The sequence below is a fragment of the Rhodococcus sp. 66b genome (genome assembly GCF_002076325.1).
In the GTDB taxonomy this organism is placed as follows: Bacteria; Actinomycetota; Actinomycetes; order Mycobacteriales; family Mycobacteriaceae; genus Rhodococcus_F; species Rhodococcus_F erythropolis.
On record NZ_MUZB01000003.1, the window covers coordinates 398,251 to 420,275 of the forward strand.

The 22,025-nt window shown below is 62.0% G+C and carries 16 protein-coding genes; 10 read left to right on the top strand and 6 right to left on the bottom strand.

Going from position 1 to position 22,025, the window contains the following annotated elements; translation table 11 throughout:
• Nucleotides 1-12: 12 nt before the first annotated feature.
• From B0E55_RS07575 to B0E55_RS07585, 3 genes are all read right to left on the bottom strand, one after another.
• Complete coding sequence (locus tag B0E55_RS07575) at nt 13-1,374, bottom strand: HNH endonuclease signature motif containing protein (RefSeq protein WP_080909439.1); 1,362 nt, start codon at nt 1,372-1,374, stop codon at nt 13-15.
• Between the two features lie 119 nt (nt 1,375-1,493).
• Complete coding sequence (locus tag B0E55_RS07580) at nt 1,494-2,405, bottom strand: cation transporter (RefSeq protein ID WP_080909396.1); 912 nt, start codon at nt 2,403-2,405, stop codon at nt 1,494-1,496.
• 72 nt (nt 2,406-2,477) lie between these two features.
• Nucleotides 2,478-3,176, bottom strand: coding sequence for a haloacid dehalogenase type II (locus B0E55_RS07585; protein WP_080909397.1), 699 nt, complete (start codon nt 3,174-3,176; stop codon nt 2,478-2,480).
• A 110-nt stretch (nt 3,177-3,286) separates the two neighbouring features.
• Between B0E55_RS07585 and ggh the strand changes: the two genes are divergently transcribed.
• The 3 genes from ggh to B0E55_RS07605 all read left to right on the top strand — a co-directional run bounded on the left by ggh (nt 3,287) and on the right by B0E55_RS07605 (nt 11,611).
• The gene (gene ggh, locus B0E55_RS07590) at nt 3,287-4,624 is read left to right on the top strand and encodes a glucosylglycerate hydrolase (protein ID WP_080909398.1); all 1,338 of its coding nucleotides are present in this window, start codon (nt 3,287-3,289) and stop codon (nt 4,622-4,624) included.
• Nucleotides 4,625-4,731: 107 nt separating this feature from the next.
• Complete coding sequence (locus tag B0E55_RS07595) at nt 4,732-5,427, top strand: glycoside hydrolase family 25 protein (protein WP_370334015.1); 696 nt, start codon at nt 4,732-4,734, stop codon at nt 5,425-5,427.
• Between the two features lie 979 nt (nt 5,428-6,406).
• A complete protein-coding gene (locus tag B0E55_RS07605; RefSeq protein ID WP_241896029.1) occupies nt 6,407-11,611 on the top strand; it encodes an isopeptide-forming domain-containing fimbrial protein in 5,205 nt (1,734 codons plus the stop codon).
• A gap of 79 nt (nt 11,612-11,690) precedes the next feature.
• Here the strand turns inward: B0E55_RS07605 and B0E55_RS07610 are convergent, their stop codons facing one another.
• A complete protein-coding gene (locus B0E55_RS07610; protein WP_080909399.1) occupies nt 11,691-13,772 on the bottom strand; it encodes a PhoX family protein in 2,082 nt (693 codons plus the stop codon).
• Nucleotides 13,773-14,006: 234 nt separating this feature from the next.
• Here B0E55_RS07610 and B0E55_RS07615 point away from each other — a divergent pair, with 234 nt between their 5' ends.
• From B0E55_RS07615 to B0E55_RS07645, 7 genes are all read left to right on the top strand, one after another.
• Entirely contained in the window at nt 14,007-14,243 is a 237-nt protein-coding gene (locus B0E55_RS07615; RefSeq protein ID WP_019746144.1) for a hypothetical protein, read from the top strand.
• Nucleotides 14,240-15,178: an ABC transporter ATP-binding protein gene (locus B0E55_RS07620; RefSeq protein WP_080909400.1), complete on the top strand. Its 939-nt coding sequence runs from the start codon at nt 14,240-14,242 to the stop codon at nt 15,176-15,178. The genes B0E55_RS07615 and B0E55_RS07620 overlap by 4 nt, the downstream gene beginning before the upstream one ends.
• Nucleotides 15,175-15,966, top strand: a complete 792-nt coding sequence (locus B0E55_RS07625; RefSeq protein ID WP_080909401.1) for an ABC transporter permease — start codon at nt 15,175-15,177, stop codon at nt 15,964-15,966. The genes B0E55_RS07620 and B0E55_RS07625 overlap by 4 nt, the downstream gene beginning before the upstream one ends.
• A gap of 21 nt (nt 15,967-15,987) precedes the next feature.
• Nucleotides 15,988-17,130 (top strand): sensor histidine kinase, encoded by a 1,143-nt coding sequence (locus tag B0E55_RS07630; RefSeq protein WP_047889971.1) that lies wholly within the window; start codon nt 15,988-15,990, stop codon nt 17,128-17,130.
• A complete protein-coding gene (locus tag B0E55_RS07635) occupies nt 17,127-17,741 on the top strand; it encodes a response regulator transcription factor (RefSeq protein ID WP_019746140.1) in 615 nt (204 codons plus the stop codon). Before B0E55_RS07630 ends, B0E55_RS07635 begins: the two co-directional genes overlap by 4 nt.
• 97 nt (nt 17,742-17,838) lie before the next feature.
• Nucleotides 17,839-18,246, top strand: a complete 408-nt coding sequence (locus B0E55_RS07640) for a YciI family protein (protein WP_021346141.1) — start codon at nt 17,839-17,841, stop codon at nt 18,244-18,246.
• 8 nt (nt 18,247-18,254) lie between these two features.
• Nucleotides 18,255-19,436: an RNA polymerase sigma factor gene (locus B0E55_RS07645; protein WP_070386712.1), complete on the top strand. Its 1,182-nt coding sequence runs from the start codon at nt 18,255-18,257 to the stop codon at nt 19,434-19,436.
• Here the strand turns inward: B0E55_RS07645 and B0E55_RS07650 are convergent.
• Nucleotides 19,422-20,168, bottom strand: coding sequence for an amino acid ABC transporter ATP-binding protein (locus tag B0E55_RS07650; protein WP_019746137.1), 747 nt, complete (start codon nt 20,166-20,168; stop codon nt 19,422-19,424). The two genes, B0E55_RS07645 and B0E55_RS07650, sit on opposite strands and share 15 nt — an antisense overlap.
• Before the next feature lie 4 nt (nt 20,169-20,172).
• Nucleotides 20,173-21,990 carry an ABC transporter substrate-binding protein/permease gene (locus tag B0E55_RS07655; RefSeq protein WP_021346139.1) on the bottom strand — a complete coding sequence of 606 codons (1,818 nt, stop codon included), beginning with the start codon at nt 21,988-21,990 and terminating at the stop codon, nt 20,173-20,175.
• Nucleotides 21,991-22,025 lie beyond the last annotated feature (35 nt).

The following is a 22,025-nucleotide window of genomic DNA, read 5'->3' on the forward strand; positions in this document are numbered from 1 at the left end:
TGACCTCCGGGTTCAGCGTCGTGTGGTGGAGCGGCGGGGGTTTCGGTCGGGGGCGATGCCCGGCGGGGGGATGAACCAGGGCAAGTGATCAGCGCCTATCCGGATTTCCCATTGCCCGGTAAATCCGGGTTTTCGATGCATCAGGGTGTGGTGGGTTCGGCAGAGCAGGACCAGGTTGTCCATGACGGTTGGTCCTCCTTTTGCCCAGTGTTTGATGTGGTGGGCGTCGGTCCAGGCAGGGACGCAGTCGCAGCCGGGGAAGGCGCATCCTTTGTCGCGGGCGATCAGTGCGGTGCGTTGTGCCGCGGTGACAAGCCTTTTGAGTGGGGTGACGTCGAGTGGGGCACCGTTTTCGTCGAGGAGGACGGCGCCGAGCATGCAGTCGCAGGCGATCATGCGGGTGCGGCCGACGCTCAGTGGTCCCATCCAGGGCATGTGGCCGACATCGAGATCTTGGTTGTCGAGATCGGGAATGTCGAGATCCGGCATGCCGGGATCGTCGTCCTCGGACGGGCCAGGTGTTGAGCCGTCACCCGTTGTGGCGCATTCACGGTGGTAGGCCAGGTCTTTGGCGTTGATGTGCACGTTCAGGTGTGGGCGTTGGCCGCCGTCGATACCGGTGGCAGCGTTGTCGAGGTAGCGCCGGATGAGTTCTGCCATGGCGTCTGCGTTGCGTGTGGCGGCGGGTCGTTTGTCGGGTGTGCCGTCCTTGGCGGGGGTGGGCATGGAGAGGCTGGAGAGGGCGGAGAGAAGCATCTCGCCGGTCACTCCGTCGAAATCGCCTCGGACGGCGACTCTTCCGTTAAGGGTCGGGGAGATGCGCAGTTCGTTCCGATCGGTGTCTTCGCTTGGCGGTATGTCGTCGGATTCGAACATGTGCTCGAGGACGCTGATGGCGTAGCGCAGTTTGACGGTGGTCGCTTCGACGCCGGATGCTGCGGCGAGGAGTGTGTCGCGGCAGTACGGTAGCGCGGCGTCGGGCATTGTTTTGGGTGGGGATTCGCAGAACGCCACGATCAGTGCTGCGTGCTCGAAAGTGAGGTCGCCGGCATCGAATTGGTCTTCGATCTCGGGAAACGACCGTAGGGCTTTGCCTAGGGTTGCGATTCTTCTGCCGGTGGAGATTTGCAGCATGGTGTGGTTCGCGAGCCATTGTCCGGTGCCGCGGTAGCAGAGTACTTGTTCGTCCGGGTTCAACGTCAGGGTGTCGACGGCGGCCACTCGAATGGCTTCCAGGCGAAGGATTTCCGCTGACGCGGTGATGGCGATCTCGCGGACGTCGGTGGGGTGCAGCCGCCACAATCGTCCGCGCACACCCACAGCGGAGCTGTTGACCACGGCAGTGACAGCGTCGTCGGTGATGTCGATCGTCATGAGAACCCCCCGTTCCATCTCCCATCATACTCGAACATACTTTCGAGTCAAGGACGTTTTCGGGAAGGTGCGGTGGGCCCGGCCGTCGTGATTCTGTTGTTCGAGAGGAGATTCCGCCTCTAGAGCATCAGCGCCGGATCTGTGGTCAGTTCGATGTTGAGCCATGGTTCGTAGGGGAGATCGGCGAGGCTGTTGGCGAACGAGCGTCGAACTGCGTCTTCACCGTCGATGTCCCAGCTGTGTGGCGCGACCATGAACGTCGCTTCGATATACAGCTTGCGACCCACCTTGCTCATGGTGAGAGTCGGTTCGTCCAAGCCGAATTCGTCGCGGACGGCGGTGATGGCTTCGTGCACGCGGGCCTGAACATTTTCGCCGGGAGCACCTTCGAGGAGTTCGATCAGTGCGGTTCGCAGAAGTGCGTACGGTTGCGGGACCAGCATCGCGCAGCCGAGGAGGACCAAGACGGAGTCGACATATCGGTCGGCGTCGGAGAAATCGGTGCGGCCCAGGATCATTGCGGCGACAGCACCGACTGCGACCAGCGCGCTGAAGGCAGCCGACGCTCCCCATTGCCTGGCTTCGGCGACGAGCAGATCAGATGTGCGGTCGACTTGTCCGACGTATCGCCAGATGATGATCGACACCACTGCGCTGACAGCGCCGTATGCCACCAGAGACCCCGCGGTGACGTCGGCTCCGCCCGCGAGGATGACACGAACTGCCTCGACTGCGGCGTAGGCGAGCGTCGCCAGTAGCGCCATGCCCTGGACAGCGATGACTACCGGGATCAATGCCTCCTTACCGAACGGGAAGCGTGCGGTGGGGCCCGAGTCGGCTATCCGCGAGACCCGCAGCGACAGCGCCGTCAACACCATTCCGATGAGGGCGTACACACCGTCGAGCAGGATCACCTGGGACTGCGAGATCCAGCCCCAGAATGCGGCGACCACAGCCAACGCCGTTGCGACCACGAGCGAGTACCGCAGGGCCTTGCGTTCGCGGGTAGCGCTGTCTTCCTTGGTGCCCATGAAATCCAAACCGCCTGTCCGTTTCGATATTCCTTCACGTAGGAATACCAGCAACGACGCGCAGGCACGGCATCAGTGGACCAATTGCGCTGCCAGATCGAGAAAGTCCTCGGCGTTGATGTCGAACTCGTCGGAGAATGACACATCGGGATTGCCCCTGGCTCCGAATTCGAGTGGTCGGGCTATGAAGGCTGTGCGGAACCCGAGAGCTTTGGCCGCCCGGATGTCATATTTGTGGCTGGCAACCATCATGATCTCGGCCGGGTCGAACCCGAGGTATCGAGCAGCCAGGTGGTAGATCCTCGGATCTGGTTTGAAGACACCGGCCATTTCGGCGGTGAAGACGGCATGCCATGGCAGATTTCCGTGCCGGGAGATGCTGACTGCGGCATTCACGTCGGCGTTGGACAAGGCAGCGATTGTGTACTGCTGGCGCAGGGTTGTCAGGCCTGCGACGGTGTCCGGCCACGGGTCCAGGAATTTCCAGGCGGTGGTGAGTTCTTCCTGTTCGGCATCGGAAAGTTCGATGCTCTCGCGGGCCAACAGCTTGCGCAGAGCCTCGCGGTACACCGAATGTACTGTCACCCATTCGCCTGTGGCGTCGTCGGCCTCGGAGGTGTTCGCGAAGTACTCAGCGCGCCAGAGATTGACGAATCTTGGCCAGTCGACGTCGGCGTCGGTGATCCGACGGGCCTCTCGGCACAGGGTGCTGTGAAAATCGGTCGCTGTGCCCTGGACGTCGAACAGCAGTGCTTTGATCTTCTCGCGCACAAGCCCTCCACTTCGAGATCGCCTGACGGTGTTGCCACATTATCGCGGTTGCGGCGCCCGATTCGTGCTCGATGAGCGCAAAGGCGCCGCGCGTCGCAAAATAGACATCTATGGCCGACCGCGGATTTACCCCGACTCAGCTCGCCGCCCGAGCTGCCTACCTGCTGCGCGGAAACGACCTGGGCACGATGACCAGCGCTGCCCCGAAGCTGTATCCCCACATGTGGAGCTGGGACGCCGCGTTCGTCGCGGTAGGTTTGGCGCCGCTCAGCGTCGAACGGGCGGTAGTAGAGCTCGATACCTTGCTTTCGGCTCAGTGGAAGAACGGAATGATTCCGCACATCGTGTTCGCGAACGGTGTCGACGGCTACTTCCCCGGCCCGACGCGTCGGGATGTCAATGCGCTGGCAGCGCATGCTCCTTTGGGTACCGCTACGTCGGGAATCACCCAACCCCCCGTTCACGCGATTGCGGTGCAGCGGATTCTCGATCATTCGCGTCGGCACGGACGTACGACGCGTGCGGTCGCGGAAGAGTTCCTCGACCGGCGCTGGAGCGATCTGGTTCGGTGGCACCGCTGGTTGGCGGAGGCCCGCGATCTCGACGGCAACGGCCGCATCGCGCTCTATCACGGGTGGGAATCGGGGATGGACAATTCTCCGCGATGGGATCTGGCATACGCGAATGTTGTTGCGGGACAAGTGCCTGCGTATCAGCGCGCTGATCTCGCTGTGGTGACCGACTTGTCTCAGCGACCCACGGATCACGAATATGACCGCTACCTTTGGCTTCTCGAAGAGATGAAGGCCGTGAGGTACGAGGATTCTCAACTCGCCACTGCCATGAGTTTTGCCGTGGAGGACGTGTTTGTCAGTGCGGTTTTCTCGATGGCATGTGACGTTTTGGCAACTATCGGTGAGGAGCATTCGCGACCAAACTCCGACGTCCGTGATCTGCGCGGTTGGGCAGATCGATTCCGGCAGGGCGTAATTGCCACCACCGATGAACGATCGGGTGCAGCAAAGGATTTCGATCTTCGCACCGGACGATGGGTTCATACCGAGACCATCGCGATGTTTGCGCCGTTGCTGTGTGGCGGCCTGAGCCGCGATGCCGAGCGCGCTCTGTTGCGTACTTTCGAGGGGCCCAAATTCTGTGGTCACCCGGACATGCGATTTGCCGTCCCACCGTCGACGTCTCCGGTTTCCGGCGATTTCCGTCCTCGGGAGTATTGGCGTGGCCCAGTGTGGCCGGTGATCACGTGGTTGTTCTCGTGGGCGTTCGCGCGTCGGGGGTGGGCCGAGCGATCGCACGTCTTGCGTTCGGAGGGGTTGCGGCAGGCCAGTGATGGCAGTTTTGCCGAGTACTACGAGCCTTTCACCGGTGAGCCGCTAGGCAGCATGCAACAGTCGTGGACCGCGGCGGCTGTTCTCGATTGGCTCGGTTGAGTGAACATTCCCTGAATTAGCGGACAAAACGGACTAGTCGACCTTACTCTCGGGAAATGGTCGAGCGACGGATCGTCAGGACACTGGGCAAGCTCACCCCGATCGCGATGGCAGCTGCCATCGCGATCACGGCACCTGGCCTCGCCGCTGCCGACGCTCCCCGCGGCCCGGACGTCTCGTCGTGGCAGCACGTGGACGGAACCGGAATCGACTGGTTCCAGGTCAAGGCGTCAGGGCACGAGTTCGCGATGGTCAAGGCCACCGAGTCGCTCAACTACGTCAATCCGTACTTCATCCAGGATTGCCTGGTCATGCGGGCTGCCGGCGTCTCGCGCGGGGCCTACCACTACGCAGATGTTCGCCAGTCCCCCGAAGCCCAGGCCGCCTTCTATTCGGCGATCGTCCTGGGTATCAACGGACCTGGTGACCTGCCGCCCGTACTGGATCTCGAGGACGCGAAGGGACTGCCCGCCGGTCAGGTCATCGACTGGACTCATCGCTACCTGAATACAGTCCAGGCACTCACCGGGCGGCAGCCAATCATTTACACGTATCCCAACTTCTGGCGCACTCAGATGGCCAACACCACCGAGTTCAACCACTACCCGCTGTGGATCGCCGATTACAACGGGCAGAACGCTCCGGGCCCGCTGCCCGGCGGTTGGTCCAACTGGACCTTCTGGCAGTACACCAGCACCGGACGCATCCCCGGGATCACCGGAAACACTGATATCAACGTCTACAGCGGAGCGCAGGGCGATTTCGATCGCTACGCCAACAGTGTGGGGTTCGGCAGCAGCTAGCTTGCGGCGGGGCCCTTGGCTCCGTGGTGCCCGGTTCGGGCCCTTTCGCCCTCGAGGCATTTGTCTCGAGGAACGCGGAAGGGCCCTTTTTGGCACTCTTGCGAATCTTGGCCGGTTAGTCCGGTTGTTGCTCGCCAGTTACGAGAATTCTGCCGAGTGGTAGCCACAGTCGCTGAACTTTCGACTAGCTGAGCAGGATCAGAAGATAGCTATGGCAGAAAATGAGCAGGACCGCTCCAATTGAAAAGCTACAAAACGGACTTGAAGTTGGGTCTGGCTCGAAGGCGCCCGCTCGGTTTCGGTCGAAGATGGCACCTCGCAATCCAATTATCGGAGCCCCGGAGTACTTCGTTACCGGCAGCCGTCGCCGGGTGTGGTCTGGATCAATTCGAAAAATTTCGACGTGCTCGCACGGGTGATCGGCCTCCATTCAGTACGGAGTTCCCGCTCATGGTTCGAGGCGCTGTGGCGCATCCAACAGGCCTTATCCATATTGGGCATTTGTCCAGATTCCTTGTCGCCCTCGAAGTTGGTCGTCACCCGATCTGGTCAGCGGAAACGCCGAATGCCATCGCGTTCGGAGCGGTGCCGTACTCCGAGGGCTGAATTGTCCGCTTGAACAACGCTGCTCCTCGAAGCTTGTCCGATCTACGAACAAAAACGTCGATCGGTCTGCTTTGTCTGACTTTCGATGGGCAAGCTCCCGGTTATCTGTTATCTTGAACCAGATAACTGGAAGGTTGCTCTCGATTTGCACGGATTTCGAGGGCCAAGGTCCTGTTCAGGGCGGCTCTTCCAACACGCAGGTGTTTCCGAAGAGGAGCTCGAATGACAGGACCGGCAACAGCGTCCGGTGTGAGGTCGATCAGCCGAAAACAGGCGGATCGACCCGAACCAACCGATCAATCGGGAGTTCGCGCCAGCGCTCTCGCATCTCCGTCCACCGAACATCGATCAGGCACATCCTGGGGAGTAAGAAATGCCTAACGACATACCGCCGACAAGGTCGGCCTTATTCACCGCAGGGCTCCCGCCCTGGGTGCGAGCGTGGACGGTGGTGTGGACCGCCATCGCGATGATTCTCGGCCTCTCCGGCGCGACGGCAGTAGCTGCATCAGCGCAGCCGGCCGCGACGCTCGGCGGTCCCGTTCAGGCTCAGACGCCGGCTCGTGCTGCTGTCCTGCCGGACGAACAGCCCGCAAAGGGCTGTGCCTTCAGCGCCCCTAACACTGGCCCTTTCTCGCAGAACATCTGTTGGATCGACATGTCGGCGCTCAACGAAGCCGCGGCCACATCCGCGGCCGGGCAGTCGATGGAAATCCAGCTCACCGAGGGCTACAAGATCAACTTCAAGGCTTTCCTCACCGACTCGGTAGCAGGAAAGACGCATCAGGGGGTCGAAGCGAAGGCACTCCCCACGTTGAGTTACTCAGCGCTGGGAACGTCCGCCTACACGGGTGTGCCGTCGACGATCAAGCCCGCGATCTACCAGAAGTCCTCCGTGAATGGACAATCCGGCGGGACGGTGTCGCTCAAGAACATCGTGATGACCGGGCCCAATGGCACGGTGTACAACTACGGTCTCGTAGCAGCCGATGCCGAGTCGACTGACGCAAACACATCAACCGACAAAGAGTTCCTCACCTTCAATTCGGACAAGCCGCTGCGACAAATCGCGCGCACAGTTGGTGTTGACGAACCTGGCTATCCCGGAATTCGCGCTTGTGACGGTGGGCTGACGGCTATGCCCGCCACCACCGTCCGATGCGATTCTTGGAACCTGGTCAACAACCAGGAGTATTCGCCGGGCACTTTGGTTGTTGCATCGACCGCTCCAACCAACTTCGCGGCGACGTTCGGTAATACCGTTCTGGCGACCTCTCGTCAGGGTCTGGCTTTCGGTGTCCTGCTCTCGAAGGTCAAGATCGACAAGGACCTCACGCGCGTCACCCCCGGTGACGATTTCACTATCGGCATGAGCACCGGCCACCACGCAAACGCGGGTGCTGCTGCAGCGACCGAGATCAAGAGCACCACGACCGGCGCTACAGATACGACGGCATCGACTGGCTGGCGTACGCTCCTCGCAGATACGACACCTACTCCTGTCACGTTCTGGGAGAAGCCAACTACCTCGGCGACCAAGACCGCGAACTATGCGACGTCATGGGATTGCCAGGTAAACGGTGTGACCCAGGCGCTCAGGGTCGGGGACGTTGCGCAGGCAGCACTCACACCGGGCGACAACGTGTACTGCAAGGTCAAGAACACTCCGGTTCTCGTGAAGAAGTCGTCGTCACCACCTACCGGTGAGACGGTCAATATCGGCCAAACAATCACCTACACTCTGAATTTCGAGAATCCCGGCACTGCGCCGGCAACGATCGACTACACGGACTTCCTTGCCGACGTCATTGATGACGGAACGGTTGCGGTCGGTGCTGCTACAGGCGGACTCACCGCTGCATTGGACGGCGCCGACAAAATCAAAGTCGGCGGCACATTGCCAGCCGGCGGCAAAGGGACTGTCACCTACACCGTCACGGTCAAAGACGGTGGCAACAAAGTCCTGAACAACTACCTCGTTCCGGGGACAACAACTCCTCCCACAACATGCGATCCTGCAACCAATCTCTGCACGACGCATCCCATGCCCGGGTTCACGGTCGCGAAGACCGCTGTGCCCGCGACAGGTTCGACGGTTCAGGCCGGCGATACCATTACGTACACGGTCACCGGTGCTAACACCGGCAAGACGGCCCTGACTCCCGCGACGATCAAAGACGATCTGAGTGCGGTTCTCAACAATGCTGCTGTCGTTCCGGGCTCGCTGAAGGCGACCGTCGACGGTGCTGCTGTCGCTGCTCCGACCCTGTCGGGCAGCATTTTGTCGTGGTCCGCCAATCTCCAGGCTGGTAAGTCTGTTGTTCTGACCTACCAGGTGAAGGTCAATGCCGGCGTTGCCGCGGGCACGGTTCTGAACAACAAGGTCACCGGTACTGCGAAGCCACCCACCGGTCCGGACATCACTCCTCCTACGGTGGAGACGAATCACTCGGTTCCCGGCTTCAAACTGGAGAAGACTGCTGATCCGATTTCCGGTTCGACGGTTCAGGCGGGCGAGTCGATCAAGTACACCGTCACCGGAACCAACACCGGTAAGACGAAGCTCGATCCGGTAAAGATCAACGATGATCTGGGTGCGGTTCTCAATAACGCCGCTGTCGTTCCCGGTTCGCTGAAGGCGACCGTCGACGGTGCTCCTGCCGCTGATCCGACTCTGTCGGGCACCACCCTTTCGTGGACTGGTTTTCTCGAAGCCGGTAAGTCCGTCGTTCTCACCTATGAGGTGAAGGTCAACGACGGCGTTGCCGCGGGCACAGTCTTGAACAACAAGGTCACCGGTACTGCGAAGCCGCCGACCGGTCCGGAGATCACTCCTCCTTCTGTGGAGACGAATCACTTGGTTCCGGGTTTCACGGTCGCGAAGGCTGCTGATCCGGTCTCGGGTACCAATGTTGCTGCTGGTCAGACGATCACGTACTCGGTGACGGGTGCGAACACGGGTAACACGACTCTTGATCCGGTGGTGTTGACCGATGATCTGTCGAAGGTTCTCGACAATGCGGCGTTGGTGGACGGTTCGCTCAAGGCGACGGTCGACGGTGTCGACGCGACTGCTCCGACCCTCGAGGGCACCACGCTCTCCTGGACGGGTGCACTCGAGGCGGGTAAGTCGGTTGTTCTGACCTACCAGGTGAAGATCAACGACGGTGTTGCCGGCGGCGTTCTGGTCAACAACAAGGTCACGGGTACTGCGAAGCCGCCGACCGGTCCGGAGATCACTCCTCCGCCGGTCACGACCGAACACCCGGTGGTGTCTCCGAAGATTGCTGTGGTGAAGTCCTCTGATCCGGTGTCGGGTTCGAATGTTGTTGCCGGTCAGGACATCAAGTACACGCTCACGTTCTCGAACACCGGTAACGGTGCGGGTGAGGTCGCGTACTTCGACGATCTGCGTCAGGTTGTGGACAAGGGTGCATTGAGTGGTTTGACTGCTGATGCTCCGTTGGCTGCGACGATGGTCGGCACGGATGGTTTCTCGGTGACGGGGACCTTGGCGGCCGGTGAGAGCAAGACGGTGACGTATTCGGTGAAGGTCAATGCCGATGTCGTCGGTGGGGTGTTCGTGAACAACTTCGTTGTTCCGGGTACGACTCCTCCGGTTGATCCTCCGGAGGTGTGTGATCCGGCGACGCAGCTGTGCACGACGCATCCGGTGGTCTCTCCGAAGATCGCTGTGGTGAAGTCTTCTGATCCGGTGTCGGGTTCGAATGTTGTTGCCGGTCAGGACATCAAGTACACGCTCACGTTCTCGAACACCGGTAACGGTGCGGGTGAGGTCGCGTACTTCGACGATCTGCGTCAGGTTGTGGACAAGGGTGTTCTCAGTGGTTTGACTGCTGAGGCTCCGTTGGCTGCTGCGATGGTCGGCACGGATGGTTTCTCGGTGACGGGAACCTTGGCGGCCGGTGAGAGCAAGACGGTGACGTATTCGGTGAAGGTCAATGCCGATGTCGTCGGTGGGGTGTTCTTGAACAACTTCGTTGTTCCGGGTACGACTCCTCCGGTTGATCCTCCGGAGGTGTGTGATCCGGCGACGCAGCTGTGCACGACGCATCCGGTTCAGGTTCCGGGGTTCACGGTCGCGAAGACTGCGGATCCGGTCTCGGGTACCAATGTTGCTGCTGGTCGGACGATCACGTACACGGTGACCGGTGCCAATACGGGTAACACGACCCTTGATCCGGTGGTGTTGACCGATGATCTGTCGAAGGTTCTCGACAACGCCGCGTTGGTGGACGGTTCGCTCAAGGCAACGGTCGACGGTGTCGACGCGACTGCTCCGACCCTCGAGGGCACCACGCTCTCCTGGACGGGTGCACTCGAGGCCGGTAAGTCGGTTGTTCTGACCTATCAGGTGAAGGTCAACGACGGTGTTGCCGGCGGGGTTCTGGTCAACAACAAGGTCACCGGTACTGCGAAGCCGCCGACCGGTCCGGAGATCACTCCTCCGCCGGTCACGACCGAACACCCGGTTGATGGCACTCCCGCAATCGAGGTACTGAAGTCCTCTGACCCGTCCACCACGAACCGTGTGGTTGGCGGCCAGGAGATCACGTACACGCTCACGTTCAAGAATGTGGGCACCGCGGATGGTGAGATCAGCTTCTACGACGATCTGACCGATGTTCTCGACGATGCAGTAATGACGAAGAATCCGGCTACTACTTCCACGCTGGTTGTTTCGGGTGTCGTCGACAACGTCTTCACGGTCACCGGAAAGCTGGCCAAGGGTGAGAGCGCGACGGTGACGTACACCGTCAAGGTCAATCCTGAGATCGGAACGTTGTCAGGTCCCGGATTCACTCCGGGCGTCCTGAACAACTACCTGGTGGTTGGTGGCGAGAACCCGCCGGTGGACTGTGTTCCGGGCGACGCTCTCTGCACCGAACACCCGGTGGACCCGCCGGAGACCACCACCACGGTGCCTCCGACGACCACCACGACGCCGCCGGTCACGACGGAGCCCTGTGTTCCTCCGACGACGACGACCACGCGGATGGTTCCGACCACAACGGTTGCGACGACGACGGCTAGCGCGACCACTGCCGGTGACGCTGATGTGACCGGTACGGAGGAATCCACCACCACGGAGGAGACCACCACAGAGGAGACCACGACAGAAGAAGTTGTCGCGGAGGAGATTGTGGATCCGTGTGGCGTGACGACAACGACGCCGCCGACGACAACGCCGCCGGTCACGACAGTTCCGCCGACCACGACGGTTCCGAACACGACGGTGCCGGTTACACCGACGATCATCATTCCCCCGATCGTCGTTGTGCCTCCGATCGTCGTACCGCCGACGGTTCCGGGTCAGCCGGTTCCGAGCACGGTTCCGGGACAGCCGAAGCCGCCGACAGCAAACCCGGGTCAGCCGGGTCAGCCGAAGCCGCCGACGTCTGCTCCTCAGGGTGGAACGATCAACTCGGGTGGTGGCGCTGGTGAGAGTGGCGTGAACACCGGGTTGCTCGCGGCAGGCGGTTTGGTTCTGCTGCTGGCGCTGGGAACGGGTGTTGTTCTCCTGACGCGTAAGCGTCGCGAGGATGGTGACAACTGATTCTCTTGAGAATCTGAGGTAAACGACGTGGGGCAGATCGCAGAGTATGCGATCTGCCCCACAGTCGTTTTCGTGTGTGTTACGAGCCGAGCCGAGATCCGTCCTTCTTCCAGGCTGCAACTACCGACGGGCGAGGCTGGGCGGAACCACCGTCGGGCCAATGGGATGCGGGGCTTTCGATGCTGGCGTCGTCGGTCTCGCCGGGGTGCTGGACGCAGACGATGACGCGCTTCTCGTCCACGATGGGGCCGCAGGTTTCGGCGCCGACGGGAACGGTGAGGAACTGCTTTGTTTCACCGCGGTTTTCGCCTTCGAGGACAACGCTGAACAGTCCGTCGTTGGACTTGAGTGCGTTGCCGTCGGTGGAGATCCACAGATTGCCGTGCGGGTCGAAGGCAAGGTTGTCCGGGCATGAGATGGGGCTGACCTTGCTCTTGTCGAACCCGCCGAAGTAAGTATCGGCTGTGGCCGGATCTCCGCAGACGAGAAGAAGATTCCAGCCGAAGGTGGTGCCGGCGTGGTCGTCGGTGATTTCGAGGACCTGGCCGTTCTTGTTGTTGTTCCTCGGGTTCGCCTCGTCGGCCGCGGCACCACCGTCGACTCCGCGCTTGGTGTTGTTGGTCAGTGCGACGTAAACCTTGCCGCTCTTCGGGTTTGCCTCGAAGTCCTCGGGGCGATCCATCTTCGTTGCCCCGACCTTGTCACCGGCCTGGCGGGTGAAGACGGCGACCTCTTCGGCGCTCATACCGTCTACCAGCGATTCGCCCTTGCCGTCTTCGCCGGTGCGCAGGATGGCTACCCACTCGCCGGTTCCGTCGAACTTGCCGTCCGACGGGAGTTTGCCGGTTCCGTCGATCTCGCCGGCGGAGTTTCCGCTGAGCTTTGCAACGTACAGTGTTCCGGCGTCGAGCAGAGTCATGTTGTGGCGCATGGCTGCCTGACTTTTGCCGTCCTGCATCTTTCGGCTCGAGACGAACTTGTACATGTAGTCGAAGCGCTCGTCGTCGCCGCTGTAGGCGACGACGGTACCGTCCGACGTGATGTAAATGGTGGCGGCTTCGTGCTTGAAACGTCCGAGCGCTGTGTGCTTGATCGGAGTCGACGACGGATCCCAGGGATCGATCTCGACGACGTATCCGAATCGGTTGACCTCGTTGGGTTCTGCGACCAGATCGAACCGCTTGTCGAAGCGTTCCCACTTGCGCTCGGAAGCGGCTCCGGCCAGACCGTAGCGCTTCAGCCGTGCTGCCACCGTGGGATCGGTGACACCCTCGGCGTTCGCGAAGTACTGGTTGAAGTTCTCTTCGCCGGAAAGCACTGTGCCCCAAGGTGTGACGCCGCCAGCGCAATTGTTGAGGGTGCCGAGCACTTTGGTTCCCGTGGGATCGGCACTCGTCTTGAGGAAGTCGCTACCTGCAGCGGGGCCGGTCACGACAAACTCCGTGGTTCCGGTGATGCGGCGGTTGTTCGATCCGATCTCCGGTACCAGCTTGCCGTTGTCGGATTCGCCCTTGACCTGGACGACCGACAGTCCGTGGCTGGCCAGGCCGATCTTGAACTGCTCCTCGGTCGGGTTCTCCGCATCGTAGCCGCGGAACATCGCCGGCTCGGTGGAGTATTCGTGATTGACCACGAGGAGGTAGGTGTTGGGCTGCCCGTCGACCGGGAGCAGTCCGGCGAAGTCGTTGTTGAATCCGAACTGCAGTTCCTGTGCTGCCGCAGTCTGCTTGTCGAAGTCGAATGCCGGGGCTCCGGCGAGAACGGCGTCACCCCAACGGATGACGACGGCCTGATCGTATCCGTCAGGGACGGTGACCTTGTCTTCCTTGTTGGGCGCGACGGCGTCGAAGTTCGTCCCCGCTGGTGTGGTTCCGCCGCTGCTGCCGCTCGTTGATCCGGTTCCCGTTTCGGCACTTGCGGATTCGTCCGAACATGCGACGAGGGCGCTGCCCGCTCCCACCGCGAGCACTGCCATGCCGCTGCCCCGGAGCATGCCGCGACGAGTCAGTGCCGTGCGTGCGATATCGCGGAAGTATTCGCCGCCCGAGGTGTTGGGGACCTCATGAGAGCACGCGTTTCCGCACTTGTACTGGCAGGTGATCGACGCGCGTGCAGACACGCCGTCGTGTTTGACGAACAAGGCCAAAGGCTTGATAGCCACCGTGAACTCCCGAGATTCGATGTACGGACTTCGGGAACCGTAGAAGCTCTAAGCGAGGGTAAAGGAACGTAAAAATGAACGGCAAAACAACGAGGCGACCCTTACCTGCAATTTACGACGCGTCCCCGCGGGGACGTCGCATGACATTTGTCATCGCCGATCCATGACGGTGTCACCGCAGGTGATGACGCTGTGCACTGTTTTCGTCGCGGACTTCCCGCGAGGCTTGGAGGCATGAGAGAACCACATGAGGGAAGCCTCCTGACGGACCTGATGGACATCGGACCCGCACCCACGATGGGCCGCGAACTTGTTGTGATCGTGGTGAACATCGCGATCATCGGAGGGGTATTCGCGATCATCGGCTCCAATCCGGTGTCCTGGATTCTTGTTGCCGCTCTCGCGGTCTACGCGGGCATTCGATTCACGATCGGACTGCGCAGCTGGAACCGAGAGGAGGCGCAGCGATGAAGGGCGATCCCGTGATCGACGTAGTCGGAATGTCGCGGCGCTACGGCTCCGGCAAGGAGGCGTTCGATGCTGTTCGCAATCTGGATCTGAGTGTTCAGGAAGGTGAGCTGTTCGGCCTCCTCGGAACAAACGGTGCCGGCAAGACATCCACTCTCGAAGTGATTCAGGGCCTTTCACGAGCCAGCGCCGGTACGGTGCGCGTTCTGGGAATGGATCCGGTGCGCAACCGCAAGCAGATTCGACCGTCGCTTGGCATCATGCTCCAGAAGGGTGGGCTTCCCCAAGACCTGACTGCTCGTGAGAGTTTGGCGATGTGGGCCGGAACGTGCTCGAATCCGCTTCCCGTCGACGAGGTGCTCGAGCGCGTGGACATGCGCGACCGTGGCGATACCCGCGTGAAGTTCCTCTCGGGCGGTGAGGCCCGGCGACTGGATCTGGCGTGCGCGATCATCGGCCGGCCACTCGTACTGTTCCTCGACGAACCGACTACTGGTTTGGATCCCGAAAGTCGTCGTAACACTTGGCAATTGATCGCTGACTTGAAAGCGTCGGGCGTCACCATCATGTTGACGACGCACTACCTCGACGAAGCTGAATCCTTGTGCGACCAATTGGCGATCATGCACCGTGGATCGGTCGTGCGCAGCGGAACCGTGGCGGACGTCGTCGCAGATCATCCCGCTCAGATCAAACTGCACCGCCCCGGTCTTCCGCTCCCAGCGCTGGCCGGCGCCGAGGTGCGCGTCGAAAACGATCTGGTGGTGATCACCACTCGCACCGTCCAGGAGACGCTGACGGAACTGCTGCTGTGGGCGCAGCACAATGATGTCTTGCTGACCGGCTTGGATGCCCGAGCGGCGTCCCTGGAGACAGTATTCCTCTCCATTGCAGACCAATTCGATCATCACGCAACTCGCGAAGGAGCATCGGCATGAACCGCATCGCAACCCTGTCTCGTTCGGAGTTCACGCTCCTGGGACGAAATCGACTGTTGCTCTTCAATGCAATCGTCCTCCCGCTGATCTTTCCCGTGGGAATGCTGTACCTGTCGCGAGACGGCGGGCTGTCGGACAAGTCGGTGTCGGCAGGCCTCGAGGTATTTGCACTGTTCCTTCTGGTCTTCGTGGTCTTCTACAACCTGCTGTCGGTGTACGCGACGCGCCGTGACGAGTTGGTTCTCAAGCGACTACGGACCGGGGAATGCAGCGACGCCGAGATCCTGGCGGGCCCGGCAGTGCCGTCGTGGGTTCTCACCGCGCTGTTGACGGTGGTCGTCGGAATCGCCGTGATGGTTCTGGGCGGCAGTGCCCCGGTCAATCCGGTGCTGGTGCTGGTCGCGGTGATCGGCGGCGCCGCGCTCTTCACGGCGCTGGCGTTGATCACTTCGGCTGTCACGCGAAATGCAGAGGCGGCGCAGATCACCTGCATGCCGATTCTGATTCTGGCGACGGCAGGTATGTCTTCGATCAGGAATGTCGTGCCGGACAACGTTGCTCGCATTCTCGATTTCACTCCGCTGGCCGCAGTAGTCGACCTTCTCAATCTCGGATGGCTGGGGCGGACCACTGGCGAACTGGCTGATCTGGGCGATGCGCCCGGTGCGGCGGCCGGATTTGTCGACACCTTCGGTTCGGCTGGGCAACCGCTGTTGGTCATGCTGGCGTGGATCGTCGGTTCGGTTCTGATCGCGAACGTCCACTTCCGCTGGGAACCGCGTTCGTAGAACTCTGAGAAGGTAGTGGGCATGATCGCGCAGAACTTCGGACGCTGGAATCCGAGACGGACGTGGCGAACCGCGTCGAACGTCGACAAGGTTCGCCTCTACACGCGGCAATCGTTCATCATGGTCGCAGTGGTTTTCGGTGGCTTCGGTGCGGTCACCGAGATCGTTGCGGATCGGTACCTGTCGGGTGTCTTCCTCGGAATCAGTGCCGTTGCGTGCGGCATCGCCGTCTCTCGGATGTCAGATCTGGGCGGAGTCGTGGCCAAGCCCGTCCAGATTCCTCTTGCCGTGATGACGTTGTCCGCGTTCTGCTCGGCGGGAATCGCCTTGGGAAGCAATGGCGAGAACGGCCCGTACTTCTGGCTCGCGGCAATCCTTGTCGTGCCCCTTGCTGGGTTGACGTCGTTGCGCTGGCTGATCGTGGGCTCGGTGGCCGCCGGGGTTGTACTGGGACTGCTTGCGGGTCCGGAAAGCGGCGTGTCCGTCGGAATCGTCGCCGCCTTCATGGGGCTGACCGTTTACATGTCGGTGTGGCTGCTTCGCATGGTCACCGAATTGGACGAGGCTCGCGGAGCTGCCGCTGCCCTGTCCGTCGCCGAGGAGCGGTTGCGATTTTCGCGCGATCTCCATGACGTCGTCGGGCGTGCGCTGTCTGCAATTGCGGTGAAAAGCGAACTTGCAGCCACTCTTTCACGACGCGGCGACGATCGTGCCGCCGCGCAGATGGACGAAGTACGCGAACTTGCGCAAGATTCTCTCGACGAAGCGCGCGAGTTGGTTCGGGGATACCGGTCCATCGCCTTGGCATCGGAGCTGGCCGGTGCGCAGTCTCTGCTCGAGGCCGCCGGAATCTCCACCGCGATACGTGGATCGGCAGATCAACTGCCGGTGGAACTGGCCGAGGCCGCCGCGTGGGTCGTCCGTGAAGGCGTGACCAACATTCTCCGGCACTCCAGTGCCGAGAATTGCAGCATCGAGGTGTCCGCGGACGGCGTCGTGATTGCCAACGACGGCGCACGGATCGCAGAGCCGAACAACGGAACCGGTCTGAACGGATTGCGCGAGCGCGTCGGCGCCGTCGGAGGAACTGTCGAAACCGTCCAGGACGAAGATCGCTTCACCCTCACCGCCCACTTTCCGTCCCGAACGAAGGAGTCTCGGTGACCGAGCCGATCAAGGTACTGCTGGCCGACGACGAGAACCTGATCCGCTCGGCTCTGGCCATGATGTTGTCGCTCGAGGACGACATCGTCGTCGTGGCAGAAGCCGAATCCGGCGAGGATGCCGTGATCGCTGCTGCAAAGCATCAACCTCACGTAGCCGTGCTCGACCTTCAGATGGCGGGTATCGACGGCATCGAGACGGCGCAACAGATTGCGCAGACGGTCTCGGGGTGCGTCTCGATCATCGTGACGAGCCACGGGCGTCCTGGGTACTTGAAGAAGGCACTGTCAGCAGGTGTCCGCGGATTTCTACCGAAGACGACGCCTGCGGCGACGCTCGCCGAGGTGGTCCGCAGCGTCCATGCCGGTGGGAGGTACGTCGACCCGTCGTTGGCTGCCGAGGCGATCGGCGCCGGCGACTCACCGCTTACTCCGCGCGAGGCGGACGTACTCGAATACGCGGCCGACGGGGCATCCATCGAGCAGATCGCTTCCCGGGCACACCTGTCTGCGGGTACCACCCGAAACTATTTGTCGTCAGCTGTCACCAAACTCGGTGCGGCCAATCGGCACGAAGCTGCAGTGATCGCCCGCCGGCAGGGGTGGATTTAGGGCCGAAGGCCCTGCGATGTCGAGAATCCCCGACTTGCTTCGTCCCTGTAGTGAAGTGCGACCAGAATGGGTGGCACCGACACAGAGGAGATTCACGATGGCCAAGTACTTGCTGCTCAAGCACTACCGCGGCGCTCCGGCTGCAGTCAACGACGTGCCGATGGACCAGTGGACACCGGAAGAGATCACGGCCCACGTGAAGTACATGCAGGACTTCGCGGATCGGCTCGAGAAGGCGGGCGAGTTCGTCGACGGTCAGGCTCTCGCTCCTGAGGGCACCTTTGTCCGGTACGACGGTGAGGGTCGCCCGCCGGTCACCGACGGCCCGTTCGCGGAAACCAAGGACCTCATTGCCGGCTGGATGGTGATCGACGTCGACAACTACGACCGAGCCGTCGAATTGGCCGGGGAGCTCTCGGCCGCGCCCGGCGCAGGCGGGAAGCCGATTCACGAATGGCTCGAACTGCGCCCGTTCCTGACCGAGCCGCCGACCATCACGGACTGACGACTCTCATGGACGACACGCTGCTTCGAAGTCTGACTCCGAGCGTGCTCGGCATCCTCGTTCGCCGCGGAGCAGATTTCGCGTCGGCCGAGGATGCCGTGCAGGATGCTCTGCTCGAGGCGGTCAGGACCTGGCCGGACAACCCGCCGCGGGACCCGAAGGGCTGGCTGGTCACAGTGGCCTGGCGGCGGTTCCTCGACGGGATCCGGTCGGATGCGGCTCGTCGCAAGCGGGAGTTTCTGGTTGACGAGCAGCCAGGCGAGCGGCCGGTCAGCGGGTCGGTGCCGGGCGTGGACGACACACTCCAGCTCTACTTTCTGTGCGCTCACCCGTCGTTGACGCCGTCGTCCGCCGTTGCACTTACGCTGCGCGCTGTCGGCGGGCTGACCACTCGCCAGATTGCGCAGGCTTACCTGGTGCCTGAGGCGACGATGGCTCAGCGCATCAGCCGAGCCAAGCGCACGGTCTCCGGCGTGCGGTTCGAGCAACCCGGCGATGTCGCCACCGTTCTACGTGTCCTTTATCTGGTCTTCAACGAGGGGTACTCCGGCGACGTCGACCTGGCTGCCGAGGCCATCAGGCTCACCCGGCAGCTCGCCGCTGCGATCGATCATCCCGAGGTGGCGGGGTTGCTCGCTCTGATGCTGCTTCATCACGCTCGCCGCGCCGCGCGCACTGCCGCAGACGGCAGCCTGGTTCCGCTTGCCGAGCAGGACCGCGGACGGTGGGACACCGAGACGATCGCGGAAGGGGTCGTGATCCTTCAGGGAGCCCTCGCTCGCGACCGACTGGGTGAGTTCCAAGCCCAGGCCGCGATTGCCGCACTTCATGCCGACGCTCTCACAGCAGACGAGACCGATTGGGTGCAGATCGTGGAGTGGTACGACGAACTCGCAGCCCTGACCGACAGCCCGATCGTCCGGCTCAACCGAGTGGTGGCGGTCGGCGAGGCGGACGGGCCACGCGCCGGCTTGGCAGCTCTTGCAGCGCTGGACGATTCACTTCCACGCCATGCCGCAGTCGAGGCCTATCTCCGTGAACGCGACGGAGACGTGGAGACGGCGGCGAGGTTGTATGCCGATGCAGCGCACAAGGCATCCAACCTCGCCGAACGTGATCATCTGATGCTTCAGGCGTCGAGGATCAACGCCCGTCGATCTCTGAAGCGTCCTGGGTCAGAGAACCTGTGACAGGAACGCCTGCAGTCGATCGGTCTCGGGATCGTCGAAAAGCTGTTCCGGAGTACCGGTTTCGACAACGGCGCCGCGGTCCATGAAGAGCACCTTGTCGGAAACGGAACGCGCGAAGCCCATTTCGTGCGTCACGACGACCATGGTCATACCGGACTTCGCGAGATCGGCCATCAACGCCAGAACGCCCTTGACCAGTTCGGGGTCGAGAGCTGACGTCGCCTCGTCGAAGAACATGACCTCGGGCTTCATCGCCAAGGCGCGGGCAATGGCGACGCGCTGCTGCTGACCACCGGAAAGGTTGCCGGGCCGCGAGTCCGCCTTCTCCTTGAGCCCCACCAGATCCAGCTGCTCGAGCGCGAGCGCCCGAGCTTGTTCCTTGGACAACCCCTTGAGCTTGTTCGGCCCGAGCGCGATGTTCTCGGCGACGGTCTTGTGCGGGAACAGGTTGAAGTGCTGGAACACCATGCCGATTCGCTGGCGAAGCTCGTCGGGGTTGTCCTTCAGGACGGACTTCCCGTCGAGCAGCACGTCACCCTGCTCAGGCTCGTGCAGACGGTTCAGCACGCGCAGGAGCGTCGACTTGCCCGAACCGGAGGGCCCGATGACGGTGACGGTGTTTCCGGCGTCGACGTGCAGGTTGACGCCGCGAAGCACCTTGTTGGCACCGAAGGACAGATGCAGGTCCTTGCCGGTGAGCGATACGGACTTCAGTTCAGAGCTGGTGGTCATGTCCTCAGCCCCTTTCCACGACGATGGCCTGCTCGAGCGGATCCAACGTGCCTGAGGTGTCGGCGCGTCCGGTCCGGAGCCGGTTGTCGATGTAGTTGACGAGGTGCGTCAGCGGGATGGTCAGAGCAAGGTAGAACAAGCCTGCCGCAACGAGCGGGGACAGGCTGCCGGTCTGGGCGTTGAGATCACGTCCGACGGCAAAGAGTTCCCGCTGGGTGACGAGGAGACCGAGGAAGTAGATCAGCGACGAGTCCTTGATCAGCGAGATGAACTGGTTCATCAACGCCGGCAGAACGCGTCGTACACCCTGCGGGATGACGACCAGCGACATGGACTTGCGGTAGCTGAAGCCGAGGGCGCGTGAAGCCTCGAGCTGCCCGGACTCGACGCTCTGGATACCGGATCTGAAGATCTCACCGATGTACGCCGACGCGAGCAGTGACAGCGCCGCGACGCCCAGCCAGTACGGATTGCTGCCAGTGATTCCCTTGACGATCGGTCCGACTCCGAGCCCGATGATCAAGATGATGACGACGGCGGGCAGGCCACGGAAGATATCGGTGTAGACGCGGGCCGGCCAGCGCAGCCAACGGGTGCGCGAGATACCGGCGACAGCGAGCAGCATGCCGAGGACCGTGCCGATGATGCCAGACGCGAGCGCAAGGATCAGGGTGTTGGGAAGACCGGTCTTGAGGAGATCGGGGAATGCCTTCTTGTACAGATCCCAGTCGAAGAACGTGTCCTTGAGCTGTTCGAGCGTCGACTTCGGTTGGTACGACGCGGTATCGCCACCGTCACCGTTTGCTGCGTTTTCTGCCGCAATGGCTGCGAAGTCGGGCAGTTCCGGAGTGGCCGCGGCCTTGGATCCGGGCTTCCAGCCTTCAGGGAGTTGGCGCGGTACCCAGTCGGCGTACAGCTGAGACCAGGTTCCGTCGTCGATGACTGCGTCGAGGCCCGAGTTGAGGGCGTCGATCAGCGGCTGGTTCTCCTTGTTCACCGCCCAGCCGACGAAGTTGTTGACCGAGAAGGTGTTCTGGATGATCGAGGTCGGGTCACCGGGAGCGATTGCGCCTTCGGCCTGCTGAGACGGAGCTACCCAGGCGTCGATCTGTCCGGACTTGAGGTTCGCGTACGCCGTGGCGTAGTCGGGAAACTTCACGGGATCGAGCTTGAGAGTGTTCACGACGTAGTCGTCCTGCACGGTTCCCTGCACGACGCCGATGCGCTTGGATGCGTCCAGGTCTCCGAAGCCGGTGATCGGGCTGCCGTTAGGCACGACGAGGGAGAAGTATCCGAAGTCGTAGCCGTTGGTGAAGCCGACGGTGTTGCGACGGTCGTCTGTGGTGGTGATGGACGACGAGCCGACGTCGAAGCGTCGACCGGCAACCTGGGCGAGAAGCCCGGCGAACTCGGTGCCGACGAACTCGACCTTCAGGCCCAGCTTGTCCGCGACGGCCTTCAGCAGCTCGTTGTCGTATCCGGTGTACTGATTCTCGGAATTGACGCAGATGCTCGGGGGCGCGTCACCGAGCGTGCCGACTGTGATGACCCCGGGTTTGATCAAGTTCAGCTTCGAGGTGTCGATCCGATCGACCGGGGTGACGGTGGCCGTGGTGTACCGGTCTTCGGCGCCCGCACCCGCTGCCGCATCCAGATTGGTGGGCGCCGCGGTTGCGGCTCCCACTCCTGGAGGTGCACACAGGTCTGTGGGGGCTGCCGACGAATCCGAGCCACTCGAGCACGATGACAGAGTCAGCGCCAGGAGGGCAGTGAGGAGCAGTGCCACCACCAGGCGGATCTTCGCTGCGACGGAAGAAAACATGCGAGCAGCGTAAACCTAAGGGTAGCCATTTCTCC

Excerpts from the sequence above, each read along its gene's own strand:
- B0E55_RS07620 (WP_080909400.1), top strand. The coding sequence starts at position 14,240 with ATGAAGGGCGATCCCGTGATCGACGTAGTCGGAATGTCGCGGCGCTAC.
- B0E55_RS07655 (WP_021346139.1), bottom strand. The coding sequence starts at position 21,990 with ATGTTTTCTTCCGTCGCAGCGAAGATCCGCCTGGTGGTGGCACTGCTC.
- B0E55_RS07650 (WP_019746137.1), bottom strand. The coding sequence starts at position 20,168 with ATGACCACCAGCTCTGAACTGAAGTCCGTATCGCTCACCGGCAAGGAC.
- B0E55_RS07595 (WP_370334015.1), top strand. The coding sequence starts at position 4,732 with ATGGCAGCTGCCATCGCGATCACGGCACCTGGCCTCGCCGCTGCCGAC.
- B0E55_RS07615 (WP_019746144.1), top strand. The coding sequence starts at position 14,007 with ATGAGAGAACCACATGAGGGAAGCCTCCTGACGGACCTGATGGACATC.
- B0E55_RS07580 (WP_080909396.1), bottom strand. The coding sequence starts at position 2,405 with ATGGGCACCAAGGAAGACAGCGCTACCCGCGAACGCAAGGCCCTGCGG.
- B0E55_RS07605 (WP_241896029.1), top strand. The coding sequence starts at position 6,407 with ATGCCTAACGACATACCGCCGACAAGGTCGGCCTTATTCACCGCAGGG.
- ggh (WP_080909398.1), top strand. The coding sequence starts at position 3,287 with ATGGCCGACCGCGGATTTACCCCGACTCAGCTCGCCGCCCGAGCTGCC.
- B0E55_RS07640 (WP_021346141.1), top strand. The coding sequence starts at position 17,839 with ATGGCCAAGTACTTGCTGCTCAAGCACTACCGCGGCGCTCCGGCTGCA.
- B0E55_RS07625 (WP_080909401.1), top strand. The coding sequence starts at position 15,175 with ATGAACCGCATCGCAACCCTGTCTCGTTCGGAGTTCACGCTCCTGGGA.
- B0E55_RS07630 (WP_047889971.1), top strand. The coding sequence starts at position 15,988 with ATGATCGCGCAGAACTTCGGACGCTGGAATCCGAGACGGACGTGGCGA.
- B0E55_RS07645 (WP_070386712.1), top strand. The coding sequence starts at position 18,255 with ATGGACGACACGCTGCTTCGAAGTCTGACTCCGAGCGTGCTCGGCATC.
- B0E55_RS07575 (WP_080909439.1), bottom strand. The coding sequence starts at position 1,374 with ATGACGATCGACATCACCGACGACGCTGTCACTGCCGTGGTCAACAGC.